The organism is Cohnella candidum, assembly GCF_003713065.1.
GTDB lineage: Bacteria > Bacillota > Bacilli > Paenibacillales > Paenibacillaceae > Cohnella > Cohnella candidum.
Map to the genome: position 1 here is coordinate 1659638 of NZ_CP033433.1, position 17115 is coordinate 1676752.

At 40.4% G+C, this 17115-nt stretch carries 26 protein-coding genes; 1 reads left to right on the top strand and 25 read right to left on the bottom strand.

Features of this window, described 5'->3' with window-relative positions; all coding sequences use genetic code 11:
* Positions 1-14: 14 nt before the first annotated feature.
* The 14 genes from EAV92_RS07740 to EAV92_RS07815 all read right to left on the bottom strand — a co-directional run bounded on the left by EAV92_RS07740 (position 15) and on the right by EAV92_RS07815 (position 8499).
* On the bottom strand, positions 15-584 hold the full coding sequence (locus EAV92_RS07740; RefSeq protein WP_206424290.1) for a GNAT family N-acetyltransferase: 570 nt from the start codon (positions 582-584) through the stop codon (positions 15-17).
* A complete protein-coding gene (locus EAV92_RS07745) occupies positions 574-1092 on the bottom strand; it encodes a DNA topology modulation protein (RefSeq protein WP_123040528.1) in 519 nt (172 codons plus the stop codon). The genes EAV92_RS07740 and EAV92_RS07745 overlap by 11 nt, the downstream gene beginning before the upstream one ends.
* A 10-nt stretch (positions 1093-1102) precedes the next feature.
* Positions 1103-1621, bottom strand: a complete 519-nt coding sequence (locus EAV92_RS07750) for a DinB family protein (protein WP_123043625.1) — start codon at positions 1619-1621, stop codon at positions 1103-1105.
* Between the two features lie 27 nt (positions 1622-1648).
* Positions 1649-2146, bottom strand: coding sequence for a GNAT family N-acetyltransferase (locus EAV92_RS07755; protein WP_123040529.1), 498 nt, complete (start codon positions 2144-2146; stop codon positions 1649-1651).
* Positions 2147-2167: 21 nt separating this feature from the next.
* Positions 2168-2617, bottom strand: a complete 450-nt coding sequence (locus EAV92_RS07760; RefSeq protein ID WP_123040530.1) for a GNAT family N-acetyltransferase — start codon at positions 2615-2617, stop codon at positions 2168-2170.
* A 554-nt stretch (positions 2618-3171) separates the two neighbouring features.
* Positions 3172-3723 carry a GrpB family protein gene (locus EAV92_RS07770; RefSeq protein WP_123043626.1) on the bottom strand — a complete coding sequence of 184 codons (552 nt, stop codon included), beginning with the start codon at positions 3721-3723 and terminating at the stop codon, positions 3172-3174.
* A complete protein-coding gene (locus tag EAV92_RS07775) occupies positions 3707-3988 on the bottom strand; it encodes a hypothetical protein (RefSeq protein ID WP_206424291.1) in 282 nt (93 codons plus the stop codon). The genes EAV92_RS07770 and EAV92_RS07775 overlap by 17 nt, the downstream gene beginning before the upstream one ends.
* A 500-nt stretch (positions 3989-4488) precedes the next feature.
* Entirely contained in the window at positions 4489-5160 is a 672-nt protein-coding gene (locus tag EAV92_RS07780; RefSeq protein ID WP_420888809.1) for an O-methyltransferase, read from the bottom strand.
* A gap of 16 nt (positions 5161-5176) precedes the next feature.
* Entirely contained in the window at positions 5177-5656 is a 480-nt protein-coding gene (locus EAV92_RS07785) for a GNAT family N-acetyltransferase (protein ID WP_123040533.1), read from the bottom strand.
* A gap of 106 nt (positions 5657-5762) precedes the next feature.
* A complete protein-coding gene (locus EAV92_RS24460; RefSeq protein ID WP_164472673.1) occupies positions 5763-6095 on the bottom strand; it encodes a hypothetical protein in 333 nt (110 codons plus the stop codon).
* Between the two features lie 37 nt (positions 6096-6132).
* A complete protein-coding gene (locus EAV92_RS07790; RefSeq protein ID WP_123040534.1) occupies positions 6133-6765 on the bottom strand; it encodes a GyrI-like domain-containing protein in 633 nt (210 codons plus the stop codon).
* A 492-nt stretch (positions 6766-7257) separates the two neighbouring features.
* Positions 7258-7467: a helix-hairpin-helix domain-containing protein gene (locus EAV92_RS07805; RefSeq protein WP_123040537.1), complete on the bottom strand. Its 210-nt coding sequence runs from the start codon at positions 7465-7467 to the stop codon at positions 7258-7260.
* Between the two features lie 59 nt (positions 7468-7526).
* Positions 7527-8057 carry a GNAT family N-acetyltransferase gene (locus tag EAV92_RS25215; protein WP_123040538.1) on the bottom strand — a complete coding sequence of 177 codons (531 nt, stop codon included), beginning with the start codon at positions 8055-8057 and terminating at the stop codon, positions 7527-7529.
* The gene (locus EAV92_RS07815; protein ID WP_123040539.1) at positions 8020-8499 is read right to left on the bottom strand and encodes an SRPBCC family protein; all 480 of its coding nucleotides are present in this window, start codon (positions 8497-8499) and stop codon (positions 8020-8022) included. The genes EAV92_RS25215 and EAV92_RS07815 overlap by 38 nt, the downstream gene beginning before the upstream one ends.
* Positions 8500-8608: 109 nt before the next feature.
* Here EAV92_RS07815 and EAV92_RS07820 point away from each other — a divergent pair, with 109 nt between their 5' ends.
* Positions 8609-8830, top strand: a complete 222-nt coding sequence (locus EAV92_RS07820) for a hypothetical protein (protein WP_123040540.1) — start codon at positions 8609-8611, stop codon at positions 8828-8830.
* A 463-nt stretch (positions 8831-9293) separates the two neighbouring features.
* On the opposite strand, the gene EAV92_RS07825 is transcribed toward EAV92_RS07820, so the two are convergent.
* The 11 genes from EAV92_RS07825 to EAV92_RS07870 form a co-directional block, all read right to left on the bottom strand.
* A complete protein-coding gene (locus EAV92_RS07825) occupies positions 9294-9707 on the bottom strand; it encodes a hypothetical protein (protein WP_123040541.1) in 414 nt (137 codons plus the stop codon).
* A gap of 123 nt (positions 9708-9830) precedes the next feature.
* Positions 9831-10322 carry a GNAT family N-acetyltransferase gene (locus EAV92_RS07830; protein ID WP_123040542.1) on the bottom strand — a complete coding sequence of 164 codons (492 nt, stop codon included), beginning with the start codon at positions 10320-10322 and terminating at the stop codon, positions 9831-9833.
* A gap of 367 nt (positions 10323-10689) precedes the next feature.
* Entirely contained in the window at positions 10690-11241 is a 552-nt protein-coding gene (locus tag EAV92_RS07835; protein ID WP_123040543.1) for a GNAT family N-acetyltransferase, read from the bottom strand.
* A 204-nt stretch (positions 11242-11445) separates the two neighbouring features.
* Positions 11446-11895: a GyrI-like domain-containing protein gene (locus EAV92_RS07840; protein WP_123040544.1), complete on the bottom strand. Its 450-nt coding sequence runs from the start codon at positions 11893-11895 to the stop codon at positions 11446-11448.
* A 253-nt stretch (positions 11896-12148) separates the two neighbouring features.
* Positions 12149-12637 (bottom strand): GNAT family N-acetyltransferase, encoded by a 489-nt coding sequence (locus EAV92_RS07845; RefSeq protein WP_123040545.1) that lies wholly within the window; start codon positions 12635-12637, stop codon positions 12149-12151.
* A 134-nt stretch (positions 12638-12771) separates the two neighbouring features.
* Positions 12772-13167 carry a VOC family protein gene (locus EAV92_RS07850; RefSeq protein ID WP_123040546.1) on the bottom strand — a complete coding sequence of 132 codons (396 nt, stop codon included), beginning with the start codon at positions 13165-13167 and terminating at the stop codon, positions 12772-12774.
* Between the two features lie 274 nt (positions 13168-13441).
* Complete coding sequence (locus EAV92_RS24840; RefSeq protein ID WP_123043627.1) at positions 13442-13747, bottom strand: low molecular weight protein tyrosine phosphatase family protein; 306 nt, start codon at positions 13745-13747, stop codon at positions 13442-13444.
* A gap of 769 nt (positions 13748-14516) precedes the next feature.
* Positions 14517-15041: a DinB family protein gene (locus tag EAV92_RS07860; protein ID WP_123040547.1), complete on the bottom strand. Its 525-nt coding sequence runs from the start codon at positions 15039-15041 to the stop codon at positions 14517-14519.
* A 231-nt stretch (positions 15042-15272) separates the two neighbouring features.
* Positions 15273-15737, bottom strand: a complete 465-nt coding sequence (locus EAV92_RS07865) for a GNAT family N-acetyltransferase (protein WP_123040548.1) — start codon at positions 15735-15737, stop codon at positions 15273-15275.
* A gap of 265 nt (positions 15738-16002) precedes the next feature.
* Positions 16003-16260 (bottom strand): VOC family protein, encoded by a 258-nt coding sequence (locus tag EAV92_RS24465; protein WP_164472675.1) that lies wholly within the window; start codon positions 16258-16260, stop codon positions 16003-16005.
* A gap of 370 nt (positions 16261-16630) precedes the next feature.
* Positions 16631-17101 (bottom strand): NUDIX domain-containing protein, encoded by a 471-nt coding sequence (locus EAV92_RS07870; protein WP_123040549.1) that lies wholly within the window; start codon positions 17099-17101, stop codon positions 16631-16633.
* Positions 17102-17115: the final 14 nt, after the last annotated feature.

A 17115-nucleotide genomic window follows, 5' to 3' on the forward strand; every position in this document is an offset into this window, starting at 1 on the left:
CTCACTCCACTCTGTCACTTGGCGTCGAAGTACTCTTGACGAAGAATCGAATATAGCTTCTGGCTCTTATATTCGTTTTTCATTTTGATTTGATTTCTTAAGACACCTTCGAATTTCATTCCGATCTTTTGCATGACTTTTTCGGAACCCAGGTTTGCTACGTTGCAGCGAGCTTCAATCCTGTTCAGTCCCATTTCCTCAAATCCATACTCGATTAACGCTTTACTGGCTTCCGATGCGATGCCCCGGTTCCAAAATTCCCTGGATAAGGCGAAACCGATTTCCGCCATGTCGTTTTCCTCGTCGAAACCGAACAAGCACACTCTTCCGATCAGATTTCCTAATGGTTTATCAACGATTCCCCAGTTAAAAGACTGTCTCGCTTTGAATTTCTGTTCAATCGAGTTTAACAAGGCAAATGTGTCTTCTATGGAACGGTGGTAATCCCACCTAACGTGCTCGGTCATCAATGGGTCGCTTGCGAATGAATAGAACTGTTCGGCGTCGGAAGAGGCAAGTTTTCTTAAATAAAGCCTGTTCGTTTCAAATATAGGTTCAGTCGTGAACAGCTTCTCAACATTCAAGTCCATCTCTCCCTCTTCGAAATTCTTTCACTTGTTTTCTCGAACTTAGGATGATTACCGTTCTAGAATCCTTAACGTTATCCAGAATACGGAGAATGTTAGGGCGACTTCTCTTTCTGAAGTTCCAAACCCATACTAAAAACGGCCAATCGAGCTTCTCCGGGCAGTCTTCATTCAGATCGGGCCTTGTTCTGCCGCGGTACTGCCATCTCCGCTTCAGAATACGGTACATACATAGATATCGCGGCATATCCAGAAAGATGATGGTATCGGCTCTTTTCGCTCGAAGCTCTAATGTTCGAGAATAATTGCCGTCCATAATCCATTGTTCTTGCAGTGAAACTTGCTCCACGAATACATCCCATTCAACGTTCGGCATCGGCGTCCAATGGGGTTTCCAATAGTGCCGATCCAAATGAACGACGGGAAGGCCGGTCGCATGGCCGATTTCGCGAGATAATGTTGACTTTCCGGATCCGGCTGAACCGATAACAAGGATACGATCCATCGGGTGCTCCTTAGACTTTCAGTTTCTTCCTGATCAATCTGATTTGGCCTCTGTGATTGATCTCATCTTCGAAGACGTGAAACCACATGAAATAATGGTTCCCCGGCTTCTGATGCCAGAACGCTTCTTCCTGATGAAGCCAATCATCGCCGACGGTTTTAAATAGTTCAAAGGTGCGTTCCCTGACTGCATTCAATTTGTCCACATAATAGGAGAGCTCGTGGCCGCGAATCTCCCGTCGTCCCGCTTCTCCGAGATCTAGAGCCGGTCCCCAGACCGCTTCTTCTTCCTTATTTAAATCTCTCTTTTCGAAAGTGAACACTTGATAGGCAAACTCTACGGCGGCGAAGTGTAATAATAACATGCCTATCGAGTTGCTATCTTCATCTAATAAGAAATCGAGTTGATTCGATGTTAAATTTTCAACTGCGCTCAGCGTTGTATAACGCGCGTAGTTCATCATCGAGAGCAACCGGCTGACTTGAGGCGTATATCCCGGAATATCGGTGATGAGATAAATCTTTTCCATGTCTATCAATGTGGATCCCTCCGATTTCTATAGAACAAGAACCATTAGATCCTCATCCGCATATTGCCCGTTATATTTTAAAGCGTCTTTTTCCACGCCATAGATGACAAACCCGATCGAGCGGTAAAGCTTCTTGGCAGCTTCATTCGTCGACACGACGGTCAAATTAATACGCTCCAAACCTGCACATTCTCGTGCGTGTCGTATCAATTCGAGCATTAGCGATTTACCTATGCCCTTCCCTTGCATCTCTTTCCGGACGTACATCCCGTAAACATTGGATTTATGCGAGGTTTTGATGGCTGTCTCCCTGACGAAAGAGACAATGCCGACCACTCGACCATCTTCGAACGCACCTAAAACGAAGCGATCCTGGCTGGGTTTGATTCTCTCCATGAACGTCTCTAAGGTAAAGCCCGCTTCGCGCTCATAAGTGGATCCGAAAGCTTCTGCATTCGTGAGTAGCCCGTTCAACCGAATCTCTTGGTATGCTTGCGCATCCGTTTCCTGCAGAATTCGAATCATGTCGCCCTCCGCTCTGAGACCCTATATGTCAAAGTTGATGATAAATCCGGTTTTCTTCCCTTTGATGAACCCGGCATTCTCGTAAAATTGATGGACTTCTTCTCTATGCGAGCCGGTCATTAGCATGAGTTTGTAACAATTTTGGGTCATCGCGATTTCTTTGGCCTTATTCAACACCATGCGTCCGAATCCGTTTCGTCTGTATCGCTCATGCGTAACGACATTTTCGATCAATCCGTATGGTCGAGCGTTGCGGGTAAGATTCTTGATGATCACCAATACGCATGAGGCGACGATTTTCCCCTCGTGTTCGACAACGATGATGTGCATGCCTTTGTCATTCAAGATGTCATTCCAATGAGCAGCCAGGTCATCGTCTCTTGCCAATTCAGGATCTAACGGTTGCAAATGCCTGTAAAGTTCGAGAAGGTCCTCCAATTCGTTCTCCTGGATCAACCTGCAGATTGCCAAGTCATCACCTTCTCCCCATGACCCTGCTTTCAGTAGATTCTAGTTTTGTCGCTCCTAAAAAAAGAAGCCGGGCTTAGATAGCTCTATCTAAGTCCGGCCGGCATGTCGTCGGAGCTTTCTTCCATGATTATACATTGAATGCTTAAGATGCGACTATACATTCGCACGATTTAAATCATTAGTCTAATAGTTAACATAACCATTATTATGTAAACATTCTATTCAGCGGCTGCCCACAGAATGCCAATTATGACTGTAAGCACGAGATGAACTAACGGTATGATGGGGAGTAATTTTCTCTTACGTTTGATAATGAAAAAGAGGATTAAGCAAGCAAGGTACGTTAACAAATATGTGGTGCTCAAGAATAGGAACAAATAGACGATTACAGATAGATAAACTCTATCGTCTGATGACTCGCCTGCCATTTGCATAATATTCGCTATAACAACAAATGGATAAATGAGCAAAGGAATGCCGCCAAGAACAAAACAAATTGTGTTCACTAATCTCTTATTGTGCAAGTCGACTCTCCTTCTCGTATTCATGACGATTTAGTTATCAATTGACTCCAAAACACTCTTTATAAAATCAGTTTTTGCCTCCGTGTAAGCTTCCCTATCTTCTTTGTAATCCTCCGCTAACTTCTTTTTAAGTTCGCCATATTGCCAGGTCCAATCTGGATTTTCTCGAAGTAAATTTCGAAACAGGAGTTGTTTTTCCCATCGCTCCTCATTCTCTAACATAAGATGAAGATGACACTCTCTTTTATCATTTTTAACTTTGACAAAGAATCTTCTCCACTCCTGCCCATCCAATTCAGGCGGCACATAATTCCAGTTAACAGCTTTAAGGCTTGCAGCAATCTTTTCTATCTCATCATAAGAGCTAATCTTAGCCATCAAGTCAATAATGGGCTTTGCCGGGAGATTCGGTATCGATGTACTGCCAATATGTTCAACTTCGCTGACTCCATAAGGAGAAAGGTGCTCTCTTAATCTATTAACTTCATAACGCCCTTTCTCTAACCAAACAGGATCAGGTGTCTTAATTTCAACCGATTCCGTAGCCCATACCGGCCAGTTGCTGTTAAGGTGTCGTATCATAATCATCCCAGTTCTTTTTTATTTGCTTAAAAGTGTTCTCCAAATGATTACCAAATTCAGAAATCGCTAAATAAAGGACACCGATAATCAGTGAAATAATGCTGAACAGCAACAGTCCGCCGCCTAAATTATTCAGGGCTTCTTTAAAGTGCGGCCAGCCCCAACCGTTCGTACCTGAAACCCAAATTGCTGCACAGATATAACGGACGCTATAGAGAAAAGCAGCAATGCTTATAAAAGCTATTCCCATTGACCTTCTATTCATTCGATTGCTTCACCTCACGAGACGGATCTAGAGTTGCTATCACTGAGTCTTATCCAATCGACAAGCTCTTTCATTAATTCCTTAGATTCCCGTGTATTCTGTATTCCTGATCATGGCTTTTGATGATTCCCTGTTCACGGAAATCAACATCGTAATTATTAAGATGACCATTTTTATCTCTATAAACGATTGTCATAAGAAGTACATCGCCTGTTCCACCTCGAAACGTATTTAATTTTCTTGTATATGTAACCGTGCTCAATAATTGAATTAGTTCATCAAGATTTCTGCCCTGTTCCTTGGTTAACAAGTACACAGTTGAATTGCCTTGGGATTGATAAACAACATGAATCTTCTCTATATTAGTCGTATGTTTTAATACACTTCGAGTATTAACTGGATAAATGAAATAAAGGATTGACCCAAGAATAATCAAAACAAACATAGTTATGATGATCCGGGATGGTTTCAAAATTCTCCCTCTCTCTTGTAGGGGAAATTTAATACTGCACAATTCCAATCACGAATCCATCGTAACCTTTGCTTCCCACCGTTTGAATTGCCGTAGCCGTAATTCTCTGTTCGTTTGCGATAAGTTCAAAGAACTCTCTTACACCTCGTACACGCGGATCTTCGCTATTCACGTTAATGACTTCGCCTTCACGGATTACATTGTCTCCAATAATGACAGTGCCTGGATGGGAAAGATCAAGTGCCCATTTTAAATAATTTGGGTTATTCGGTTTGTCAGCATCGATAAAAATAAAGTCGAAAGGCTCGATGCCGTCATCTTTCATCTGCGCCAATTGTTCCAAAGCATCACCTACGCGAACTTCTACTTTCTCATGAACTAAAGCAAGTACAAGATTTGCTTCAGCGACCCGTGTATGATGAGGATCAAGTTCCAGAGTAATCAACTTTCCATCCGATGGAAGTGCTTGCGCCAACCAAATCGTACTATATCCTCCGAGCGTACCAATTTCTAAAATGCGTTTTGACCCATGCATTCTCACAAGTAAATTTAACAGCTTACCCTGTGCGGGGGAGACGTCATAAGACGGTAATCCTTCTTCTCGATTATTGGCTAACACATCATCGAGTATCGGATCGTGCCGAATCAGTTGCTCCGATATGTACTGATCCACGTTCTCCCAAATGATCGATTGCTCCACGAACATCACCTCTGTTTTATTGATTGCTTTTCAAGCACTTCTTCATTACAAACCAGCCATCCGTCTTTTCCGGGTACTCGTGTTCTTCGAGAATTTCAAATCCAATGTTCTGATAATACGAAATGTTGTTTGGAAGTGACTTCCTCGCTCCAATTCGTGTTTCAAAAACATTCCTTTTCATAGCTACTTGTTCTAAGTTTTGCATTATAGCCGTTCCGATTCCTCTTCCACGTGCCGATCGTACAACTGAAACACGACCGATATACATATAATCTCCTTGAAAATAATACTGAGCGGATCCAATGGGCTCTTCGTGCTGCCATACTATAATAGCTCCGCCCCTGTCGGTTATCTTCTTTCGAATGTCTTCGACTTCTTCTCGTAATGCTCCCGACTGAGGGAATAACCGGTCCTGATATTCTTCAAATGCTTCCCTCATCACTCGATGAACGATCGAAAGCTGAGAATCATCAGCTTGTTTGATTTCATAGGTCAAACAAATCACCTTCCAGTATCACGACGCGACCCGGCTCTAGATAGCTCCTATCTTAGGCCGGGTCGTGTGTTGTCTGAGATATCTTCCATGATTATACAAAGCAAGATCATACTTGGCTATCCTCCACTGATCTTCCATGGGCAGTTCCAATACCACTATCCGCATTACTTAAGTTATTTATTTTGATATGTAAAATTCTCACGAAAACAACGCCGACAACGATATATATCAAAATCACCAATAAAGAAAACAAGCTAGGTTTTTCAGTAGCTGTAATCCAAAGCGGCGGTATATCACTTTGCCAAGAATTCGTCATGTGAGGGTCAAAATGAGTCTCACGATATGCAATTGCCCATATTTCATAAATCTTCGATATTACATAACCTACAACTAAACCAATCAATGCCCCAAGATAATAGTGAGGGTGAATCTTTCCCATATAGCACCTCTCTCTTCTCCAAGGTGATAGATTACTGTTACATGTACCAGCGTTTATTTACTGGGAATCTTAACACCGTTTTCAACTTCTCCGGTTCGATCTTCCGGGGATCAGACAGATAGATCTCCCGGTGAATTTTACTTGAACGGATAAATCCCTGTTCTGTACAAAACGCTTCCATACGTGCAAAGCTTGCAGGCTCATCATCAAAACTTCCAAGATGCATCATTTGACAACTCAATCCATCTTCCGCGTGTTCGAACCGGACTTTTTCCAGATAGGGATTGGCTTTTTTCCTCTTGGTCTGCTCCAAAAATCGCTCAAACACTTTCTCAGTCACAAAATCCGGTTGGCGTATCATAACCGTGTACTTAAAATTGCTTTTGTCAGTCGCGGGCTTTGACCGGTCAACCAAGTCCCAAACGCCCTCAAGCGGAAACACCGTGTATTCATAATAACCCGTGGGTACGTCGTTACTTCTGTAAGACATTCTGACTGCGTAACTCAAACTGTACAAAGCTTCAATCACCTTGCCAAATTCCTCGCCGTTAGGGTCCCCTGAACCACTGATCGTAAAAAATGACATCGATGGCACTTCCACTATTTCCGGTAGCGTTTTTGGTATATAAAGCTGCTTATAGTCTTTTTTATAATCTATCTTTTTGCTCAAACCGATCGCTCCTAAGACTTATTCGATTCCTAATAAGATCAATTAGCAATCCTACGAACAACCAAAATACGACTCCCAGAAGATAAGTAAGAAAATTGAAATTGTAATTTACAATATCATCAATCCCTAACCAATTCTTTATGTAAAACTCGATATTGGTTACGAGATTGGCTATTTCCTGATTACTGCCTTCACCAAGTCCATTGAGATGACTTTTATCAATAATGATTGCTGTTGCTCCTAAACAAATTTGAACAACGGTTAAGATTACGGTGAGTTTAAACCTCTTCATTGTTTATCATTCAACTTCCTATGCTTTATTAAATTCGCTATCCCGTTCACGAGAAACAACAAAGCTACGATAAACAAACCGTAACCTGCTTTATCATTATTTGATTTCGAAAGAAACCCGGCAATCGCAAAACAAACCGCGGCTAGAATATTCAATATGGAAACTGCACGATAATTGGCCTTTTTCATCATAAACTCTCCTTATTCACTATCTTTAAATGAAAGGCCTTTCGCTTCTAATGCGTCACGCAGTTGTTTTATTGCATTTGGTCCAATTCCATGTAATTGTTTAAGTTCTGCTTCTGTGATTCGCGTCAGTTGCTGTAAATCTGAAATTCCTGAGTTCCTAAGGGCGCGAATTGCCGGCTGCGCCAGTCTTGGAAAATCATTTGTTTCGTGATTGCTTAGCATATGTTTCCTCTCTTCCTCGTTATGATCACTGATATTGAATTTGAAAATGTTGTTCACCTCTATACCAAGTCAAAGGAATATTGCACAGCCATAGACGGTCTTCCGCTCAAACTGTCATAGAACGCTAAAGCATGCTCGTCCGAAGAATCCGCTTGTACAAATAGTTCTCTAATCCCCGTTCGCCTACAATATGCCTGAAGCTCTCGAACAAGCCCACTACCAATCCCACGGCGCCTGGTCTTCTCAGCTACGGCCAAATCGTACAAATACATCGCTGATCCCGGACGATCATACATCCTAAGTTCGTACGCGGTGATCCCGCCTACAATCTCGTCTCCGTCGAAAGCAGCAATGCAAACAAATTCTGGACGCCCCAGTAACAATTCGATGTTTTGAGCGTTAACGTACTCAGGATCCACCGATTCGAACTCCCGATTAAACAGCCGCACCAATCCAGCAAACGCAGTCTCGTCGTTAGTAACAAGCTTACGATAGACTATGCTATCCTTTTCCATTGCTCTCACGTTCCTATCATGATATGAGTTGTTCGGCTCATTCCGTAAATAAAGCAAGATTCTCCAGAGAGGCATTCATACCCAAAAGGTGATCGTCCTGTCGGATTCCTTCGGGAACATTTTCACAGACAATCGTAACTTCGGTGCCTTCAGAAACTTCTGCAAAGATCCACGTCATTATCATCGTCCCGGCGTATGCAGGGTCAGCGGACTCGAATTCTACTAACTGTACAATTCGCTCGTTTGGAACAAATTCAAGGTATCTCCCCTTAACAATATCCGTATTTTCCGAGGACTTACCGGGCATAGCATGTTTTGTGTCGGTATACGTTAAGGACATTCGATAGGCGCCACCATTCGTAGCATCGAACTCATAAATTTGTCCCTTCATTCCCTTAGGTGGAAGCCATGAAACCAAGGCTTCTGGATCAATGAATGACTTATAAATAGTTTGAGGTGAAGCTTTGATAACTCTAGAAACAGAGTCAATTCGTTTGTTATTTGACGAAATTGACATGAATCAGTCCTCCAGGTTACACAGATAATATTCTTATTTCCGCTTGACCTTGACACTAATGTGAGGGATTAAAATGAGATTATCTTGATCAGAAGGGAAAGAGGAAGCTATGGATATTACACCACAGGAAGAAAACATGATTTTGGCTTTTCGGGAAAATGCTCTACCTCCTTTATTCGTACTCATTCGAATTAGAAATGATATCTTAAATGACACTGTAAATATTGAAGAAAGTCGAAGAAATGAAATCGTAAAGACACTTGAAAGTTATATCAGCTCACTTTGGGAAGACTATCATGAAGAGAAAGATTTGCACACAAAAAATGAATGATCATAAAGTTCCCGTATTCACGGCGCGAGCCGGCCTTAGATAGCTCCTATCTTAGGCCGGCTCGTGTGTCGTCTGAACCATCTTCCATGATTATACATCTGTCGACCATGGGGCGTAAGCCCCCCGCTTTGTAATGCAGTGGTATCTAGCGTAACCGCATATATGAACCAACTACGATTCTGTTTGACTGTTTAAATTCATTTCTACAGGTCGAGTAATATCTACTAAAGCTATAACCTCCAGCTTTAAATACGGATTTATGTTGTAACCATACGATGATCAATGTACCTTCGAGCAATGCTCTGTGAATCAATCTAGAACAGGTGATTGAGATTTTGCTTCTGGCTTTTGCAAAGTACTGAAGTGTCACGGATTGAAATTCAACATGTTTTTCTTCATCTTTTAATATCTGATCACAGAGATCAATTAACACCTTTGAATTAGTAGCGTTTTTAAGTGCATTTTAGTAGACCTTTGCTATAATTTCCGCTGTTAACAAGACGAGCACTGATATCTCTAAACTTGCCAATCTACGAAGTCTTCTGAATACTTGATCAATCCAGTGGACTCGGATTAATGGGATATCTTGTTTCCTCATAAATCTAGCCAAATCCCTAGCGTGACGTTGCTCTTCTCCAATGAATTCTATAAGTGCATCGTAATAATTATGATCGTGAGTTCTTAACCTAGATTTACGCGCACTATTTATTAGGTATTTTCCTTCTGAGTTCTCACCGAGTTGGAACTGTTGGATTGATTTTACGATAGTTTTACGCTCAGTATCGGTTAACTTATAGTTGTCGTTCCAGTTAATTAACTTTAGGTTTACTTTATTCTCTAGAAAATAATCTTTCCATTTATAAAAGCTGCTCTCCATGAATTACTCCATATCAATTTGGTCTAAGTCAGATAAACTCGCTCATATTCGCGAACCCGATAACCTAAAGCCCCGACGGTGCGGCCAGGCAATGATGTGTGAATACGATGTTATGACAACTTGTCATGAAGTCCACTTGCTGTCACATAAAACTACAGAAGTCTCAATTTGTCTTTCAGGAACATCCCAATAAGTATGTAATAATTCTTTCTTCTCATCAGATGAAACAAGAGAAAAGCCATTCTTCAAATAAAATCTTATTGCCCAATCAGCAGCGTCCCATGTTCCTATTAAGATCGGTTTAGTAGTTAATGCCGTCAAATGAGATAGTAGCTTTGTACCTATTCCACTTTTCCGCTGGTTTGTTCGTACATAAGCATGTCTGATTAAGGACACATCTCCCTTGTCTTGAATCCCCATAACTCCATTCAATAACTTGTTCTCTTCATAACCCCAAAACACTACGCCATTACTGATTTCATTGTTCAGTTCTTCCATTGACATATACGGTTCATGATACCTGTCGTCAGGTATCACTCCTTTATATGCCTTTGCTGCATCGTTGATTATCAAATAAATTTCTTCGACATCCGTATTATTACACATTCTAATCATATTAAAAGTAGCCCCCTGTGAGTCTATAACGGTTTCAGGTGGTTGCGTGTGGTTATGATGTTTCGGAGTCAACGCTTTCATGATTCACGATGAAGTCATTTTTTCATTATATTTCTGGACCTTTTTATGAATTTGATTAAGTTTGTTTATTGTCCAACCTGATAGGAAAGAGATTTGTAATGATAGTAGAATTCCTATATTCATAAGTGTCCGCCAATCAGTTGTTTTACTTATCTTATACATTGAACGACTGCTAAAAAACGAAATGCACATCTGACGCGAGCCGACTCGTTTGTCGTCTGACGAACAAGGGACGTTAGCCCTCAGCGAGTATGCAGTGTTGTGTGAAGTCTTCGACTTCTTCAAATTAGCTTGAGAAATCTTGTTTGTCTAATGAGTAAAGCAATTCCCCATTACACTCAGCATGTTCTTCAGGTAGGTTATTCAATTCATATTCAAATTTAAAACCTAATTTCTCGATAATTCGCTTTGAAGCAAGATTTTCTGGTGCAACTTTGGCGACCACTCGGCTGAGACCCAATGTATTAAAACTATAATTTACCACTTCTTGAGCTGCTTCATATGCAAAACCTTTGCCCCAATGATCTTGACCAACTAGATAATAGATTTCTTTTTCGTCTTGAAGAAAGTCAAGATTCCCCACGCCAACCCACCCAATTAACTGATTTGTTTCATTCAGTATTATTGCGAAAGAATACTTAAAGTCCATTCCCTTAGACTCATAGCTTTGAATCAGCCAATTGAACAGTCCTTGATATTCCACATAATTCATTACATCAAAATGCAGAAATCTATATAGGTCCTTATCCTGCATCAGCGAAAATGACTTGTCAAAATCATCCGTTCTGTATGGTCGGATGTAAAGTCTATCCGTCTTTGTATCTAATAAATGATTCATATGCCCTCCTGGGTTTCATACACGTATTCACGAAACCGAGAACCTTAAGGCTCCGGTGGAACCGGCCGCGACGCGGTTAGGTTCGTAGGGCTGTCGCCAGATTTCGCTTCGAATTGTCTCGGGCGGACCGTGCAGCCACCAGGCTGCGATGCGTGAATACAGTGTTAGCTGAAGTAACTGCCCTCTTGAATAACTATCAAATGATTAATCTTCGATTGGAATAAATACATCAACCTTATCAGGCCATTGAGGATCTTCAAATTTATATTTTTCTATTGCTACTGCTCTCTTATTGTTTATCATTCCTTGTTGTTTCAAATAATTATGAATTACCGAATATGGATCTTCATCTGATCTTGTTTTTCCGTATTTATGAGATGGGATTGAAAAGCCTAGCATTCCTTCCGGTACATCTATTAATTCCGTAACTTCCATGCAAATCAAATATGTAAATAGCGTCTCTGATACAAAGCCCAAACAAACATATTCAGATGGGTTTGCGATACTCTTTATTTCTTCAATCCGATTTAAAAAATCTTGCTTTGCTTTTTCAATTCTTCTTTGATCATGATTTGCGAATACTGAAGTTACTGGTATTCCAACAAACTTCAATTCTGGCAATTGAATGATTTCCACTTCTGAAGAAGTAGTCATTGACGTAACTCCCTTCAATTTGTCGGTTTGTTTGTATGAATGCAGTTATTTCACCTAACGTCTTTGCATTCACGAACCCGAGAACCTTAAGCCCTAACGGGGCGGCCGCGGTGCGGTTAGGTTCGCAGGGTTGTCGCCTGAATCCGTCCGCTACCTCGAAATGCCTTCGGTGGACCGAGCAGCCGCAAGGCTGCGATGCGTGAATGCGTTGTTAGGTGAAATTAATGCCCCTTGAATTGCTAGAGAGCTCTTATCAGACTTTAAAATATTGATACACTACTTCATGACCATCCTCGATTTCTTCTTTCTCATAAAATTCGACATCAATTGATTTGTAAATGTTCTTCCAAAACTGAACTGCTGGCACATTATTTTTCAATTGACTTATTGCATACCTTCCAGGAAATTGCTTAAAGAATAATTTGCAAGCCTCTCTTCCCAGTCCCTGCCTTCGATATTTCTTTTGAATGAAAAATGAGTTCAACACATAATCAGCAAATTCCTGATTTGTGTAAGGACCACTTTGAAGTAATATAAATCCGATGATTTTAGATTCATTGTAAATGAAGAATGGAGTCAAACCTTCCTTCTCGAAAAACCATTCAAATACATCAAACTCAAACAATCCATTCGATTGGTTTATTTCTAAATCATTATTGAATTCAGATAAATCATGAAGAAATAATGTCATCAAATTCATTAGAATTCCTTTATCATTCAATTCAACCTTACTTATCCTCATCGTTAGCCTCTTCTCAAACTGGATGTTTAATGCTTTGCATTTATTTCACCTAACGTCTATCGTAATAACGAACCCGAGAACCTTAAGCCCAACAGGCGGCCGCGACGCGATTAGGTTCGAGGGTTGTCCGCCTGTTATAGCCAACCTGACCAAACGTCAAATCGATTACCATTCAAATCATAAAATCTAAAGTTTTTTCGATTTCCATCGTACACTTTTACTTCAGATACGTTCACTCCCCGTTCTTGTAGCTTTCTATGTGTCTCTTCAATATTCTTTGATCGAAAAGTTACCAATTGCATTTCATAATCTGTTCCTTCCCATTCATCCGTCAAATATGAGAGCTTTACATCTTCCTTGTTTTTAACGGGGACTAAAAATATGACTGGGCCGGAACCGAGATTAAAACAATAACCATTCCAAGTTAAGCCCAGTTTTTCTTGGAACCATTGAATTGATTCCTGTCGATCTAATACAGGCAGATATATTGTATCGATGAATTCAACTAATTGATTATTTATGTCAGACATTCTACTACCTCCTAGAGAATTAAGATATATTATTTACTTGCCTCGATTGCACATAACGTCTCTCGTATTCACGAACCCGAGAACCTTATGGTCACGAAGTGACCGGCCGCGATGCGGTTAGGTTTGCAGGGTTGACCGCCTGAATCAGTTCCCTCAAAGTGCCTCTGGCGGACCGAGCAGCCGTAAGGCTGCAAAGCATGAATGCGATGTTAGATGAAGTCAGGGGCTCCTTGAATTACAACCAAAAACCTTGTTTTTTATTCATCAGGAAGTTCTATACTCGAGACTTCAATATTTCTATTAACTCTTTATCCATAAATCGATAGTCATCGGGGATGTCCAAACATATTATCTGTTTTGAATGTAGTTGGTTTGAGAATTTTTCTTTGAGTCTTCGAACATGTTTCTTCTCCATAACAAAAATTAAATCAGACCATCCAATAAGACCTTGAGTAACTTTAATTCTTGCACCTTCTTCTGATCCGGCTGACCTTGCTTCATATCCGTTAAGTCCATCAAAGATCTTCTCCGCTGTTAAACTGCGCCACTTATTCCGGCTGCAGATGAAAAGTAATTTAATGAATTTCACCTGTCCCTTAATATGTTTTATACAATAATTCCCTGATTTCATCTAACGTTCCCGCATTCACAACGCGAGCCGGCCTTAGATATCTCCTATCTTAGGCCGGCTCGTGTGTCGTCTGAGTTATCTTCCATGATTATACATCTGACGACCAAGGGACGTAATCCCCGCAGCGTGAATGTTGCTGGCTTCTTTGAATTAAAATCAAAGTCATACTTATTAACTAAAACCAAATAATTGATTCCAGATTTGAATGATTACATGAGGATTTGACTCCTGTGGGTATAGCACTACAGTTATGAATGTCGTTAGAAATATAACTGATATTCCATAAAGACACAGATTTCAGTTTATGTTTGAACTTCTTATAACTCGCTATAAGAATAATAAAAGTGTTTATTGTAATCACACTTGGTATATACGCGATCCTTCCAAGTCCAGTGTAAGGTAAATAATCTATTAATAGAAACATGACAAAGATCGTCGGTGAAATAGCCAATAAATAATTACTTAGTTTTCTTATAAATGAATCCAGTAAAACCTCTCCTATCTGCATTTAGTTTTAGTATCAGCAATTTCGCTTAACGTACTTGTATTCACGAACCCGAGAGGCTTAAGGCAACGAAGTCGCCGGGTGGCTCCGCCACTTAGCCTCGCAGGGTTGTCCGCCTGATCCAGCTTCCTCGAAATGCCTCGGGCGGACCAAGGGGCGACGAATGTCGGCCCGCCGTGTGAATACGGTGTTAGGTGAAGTTCATTGAGATACCTAAGCGTTCCTTAATTTCTTTATAATCAATCTTATTTGCCCTCTATGATTCAATTCATCCTCAAAAACATGAAACCATCTAAAATAGTTGTTCGATGGTTTATTATTAAAAGGTTTTTCTATATCTAACCAGCTGTCTTCTTTATTGCTGAAATATTCCAAAGTTTTAGTTCGCACTTCATTTAGTAAACTTAAATAATAAGTAAGGTCATTATTCTTAATTCGTTCTCTACCTGAATCACCAAGCTTCATTCCAGGTTCCCAAAATTGCCTTTCGTCATAATTAAGATCTCTTTCCTCAAAAGTCCATGTTCTATATGCATATTCAACAGCAGCAATATGAAACAACAAGGCACCAATTGAATTACTATCACTATCATGTAGGTAATCTAATTGACTTATTGTTAAATCCCTTACAGTCTCAAGCGTTGTACATCTAGCGTAGTTCATCATGGATAACAATCTTCCAATTTGAGGGGAATACCCTTCAACCTCAGAAATTAAATATAGCTTTTCTGCATCCATGATAATCCTCCCTCTAAATAGCATTGCATCGAATTTCACCTAACGTCTCTCGTATTCACGAACCCGAGAACCTTAAGCCCCACCGGGGCGGCCGCAGCGCGGTTAGGTTCGCAGGGTTGTTCGCCTGATCAGCTTCCTCGAAATGCCTCTGGCGGACCGAGCTGCCATAAGGCTGCGATGCGTGAAAACGATGTTAGGTGAAGTATTTGCCCTCTCAGATATACTTTCAAATCAGTGATGATCCCTATATACGAATCTTCTATAATCCTTAAATCCATTCTTCAGATAAAACTGCTCCGCAATCTTATTATCAGCCCAGAAATCGAGCTCTATTTTATTGATTCCATTTTCTTTAGCAATTTGATCTATCTTATTTATTAGCAATGAACCAAGCCCTCTACTCTGATATCTTTTACTAATACATAATTGATGTACAAATATGGATTTGTATGCTCTCATGAAAACATTCTCTGTATATTCCCTTAGTTCAATCCAGGCATACCCCAAATATTGATCTTCATCTTTGATTATGTAAAAGAGGAATCTTGGATTAGTCATCGCATTCTTAAAAAACTCATTCACGGTCTCAAAGTGATATTCTTTAAAGTAAGCTGGATATAAAGATACATGCAAATCATGTACTTCCTTGTTGAGATGAGCAACTACTTCTGATTCTGAAGTTTGAATGATTTGCATGATTATTCCCTCCAGGTCTAACCTAATAACGATCTGCGAATATTTCACCTAACGTCACTCGTATTCACGAACCCGAGAACCTTAAGGTCACGAAGTGACCGGCCGCGACGCGGTTAGGTTCGCAGGGTTGTCCGCCTGAATCCGCTTCTTTGAAATCCCTCAGGCGGACCGAGGGGCGGCGAATGCCGACCCGATGTGTGAATACGGTGTTATAAGAAGGTCCAGCCTTCCTCGAAACACTACAAATATCCTTTATAAGGTTGTGCTATTCACCAAATCCTATCGTGTATCCCTGCGGATCTATAATCGCAAACTCTCTCATATTGTATTCATTGGTTTTTAATTCGTAATGAATCTGGGCACCTCTTGTCTTAAATTCCTCATATAATGCATCAATATTTTCAACCATTGAAAATACGTCCAACGCAATGTCACTATGATTAGGAAAGTTAGGAGTAATATGATTTTTGTTTATGGTTTCATGAAAAATAAGATTCAGACCCTCACGTTCAACAAATCCCATGTTGTAATCACAACTGAATCCAAGTAATCTAAAACTAACTTCCGATCTTCCACAAAGAAAATAGATGAAAAATGACGTATCTTGCCCACTTTTTTTGCTTCCACGAATAATACCTCCTATTTTTTTAATTATTTCTTTGAAATCACCACTTGGGTTTTATATGAATTTTTGGCTGGACTTTCTTATTACGTCTCTCGTATTCACGAACCCGAGAACCTTAAGGTCACTAAGTGACCGGCCGCGACGCGGTTAGGTTCGCAGGGTTGTCCGCCTGAAACCACTTCTTCGAAATCCCTCAGGCGGACCGAGCAGCCAACAGGCTGCGATGCGTGAATACGATGTTATATGACGTAATTGCCTTCCTCGACAATCATTCAAATATTGCTCTTTCAGAGTAGTCTTTAATATATATCTCTTTGGGATATGGGTTTTGAATTTCGGGTATATCGGTATCTTTGAAGTATTTCAATTCTTTTATCTCATCATTATTCGGTTTTAGCGTTCCTCCAACTACCCTGCATTCAAAAACAGTAGTAATGTATTCGACTTTATGTCCATTTCTATAAGTAAATCGATGTTTTTCTCCTCCGAAAATCCCGATGATCTTTTCCGGAAGTACAACTAAACCTGTTTCCTCAAATACTTCTCTTATAACAGCCTCAGAGGGAGTTTCGCCAATTTCAATTGCTCCAGCAATTAATCCCCAAGTATCTTCTTCATGTTTACGACCAAATAAGATTTCATCATATTCATTACGAATTATGCCAACTACTGCTGGCATAAAGATCAATTCGGATCCAAACTTATTTCGTAAGTATTTGTAATATTCAGACATACTCAAATGTATCGATCTCC

Coding starts and splice junctions, on each gene's coding strand:
- EAV92_RS07745 (WP_123040528.1), bottom strand. CDS start 1,092: ATGGATCGTATCCTTGTTATCGGTTCAGCCGGATCCGGAAAGTCAACA.
- EAV92_RS07750 (WP_123043625.1), bottom strand. CDS start 1,621: ATGGAAAAGATTTATCTCATCACCGATATTCCGGGATATACGCCTCAA.
- EAV92_RS07755 (WP_123040529.1), bottom strand. CDS start 2,146: ATGATTCGAATTCTGCAGGAAACGGATGCGCAAGCATACCAAGAGATT.
- EAV92_RS07770 (WP_123043626.1), bottom strand. CDS start 3,723: ATGATACGACACCTTAACAGCAACTGGCCGGTATGGGCTACGGAATCG.
- EAV92_RS07775 (WP_206424291.1), bottom strand. CDS start 3,988: ATGAATAGAAGGTCAATGGGAATAGCTTTTATAAGCATTGCTGCTTTT.
- EAV92_RS24460 (WP_164472673.1), bottom strand. CDS start 6,095: ATGGGAAAGATTCACCCTCACTATTATCTTGGGGCATTGATTGGTTTA.
- EAV92_RS07805 (WP_123040537.1), bottom strand. CDS start 7,467: ATGCTAAGCAATCACGAAACAAATGATTTTCCAAGACTGGCGCAGCCG.
- EAV92_RS25215 (WP_123040538.1), bottom strand. CDS start 8,057: ATGCCTCTCTGGAGAATCTTGCTTTATTTACGGAATGAGCCGAACAAC.
- EAV92_RS07815 (WP_123040539.1), bottom strand. CDS start 8,499: ATGTCAATTTCGTCAAATAACAAACGAATTGACTCTGTTTCTAGAGTT.
- EAV92_RS07820 (WP_123040540.1), top strand. CDS start 8,609: ATGGATATTACACCACAGGAAGAAAACATGATTTTGGCTTTTCGGGAA.
- EAV92_RS07825 (WP_123040541.1), bottom strand. CDS start 9,707: ATGGAGAGCAGCTTTTATAAATGGAAAGATTATTTTCTAGAGAATAAA.
- EAV92_RS07830 (WP_123040542.1), bottom strand. CDS start 10,322: ATGATTAGAATGTGTAATAATACGGATGTCGAAGAAATTTATTTGATA.
- EAV92_RS07835 (WP_123040543.1), bottom strand. CDS start 11,241: ATGAATCATTTATTAGATACAAAGACGGATAGACTTTACATCCGACCA.
- EAV92_RS07840 (WP_123040544.1), bottom strand. CDS start 11,895: ATGACTACTTCTTCAGAAGTGGAAATCATTCAATTGCCAGAATTGAAG.
- EAV92_RS07845 (WP_123040545.1), bottom strand. CDS start 12,637: ATGAGGATAAGTAAGGTTGAATTGAATGATAAAGGAATTCTAATGAAT.
- EAV92_RS07850 (WP_123040546.1), bottom strand. CDS start 13,167: ATGTCTGACATAAATAATCAATTAGTTGAATTCATCGATACAATATAT.
- EAV92_RS07860 (WP_123040547.1), bottom strand. CDS start 15,041: ATGGATGCAGAAAAGCTATATTTAATTTCTGAGGTTGAAGGGTATTCC.
- EAV92_RS07865 (WP_123040548.1), bottom strand. CDS start 15,737: ATGCAAATCATTCAAACTTCAGAATCAGAAGTAGTTGCTCATCTCAAC.
- EAV92_RS24465 (WP_164472675.1), bottom strand. CDS start 16,260: ATGGGATTTGTTGAACGTGAGGGTCTGAATCTTATTTTTCATGAAACC.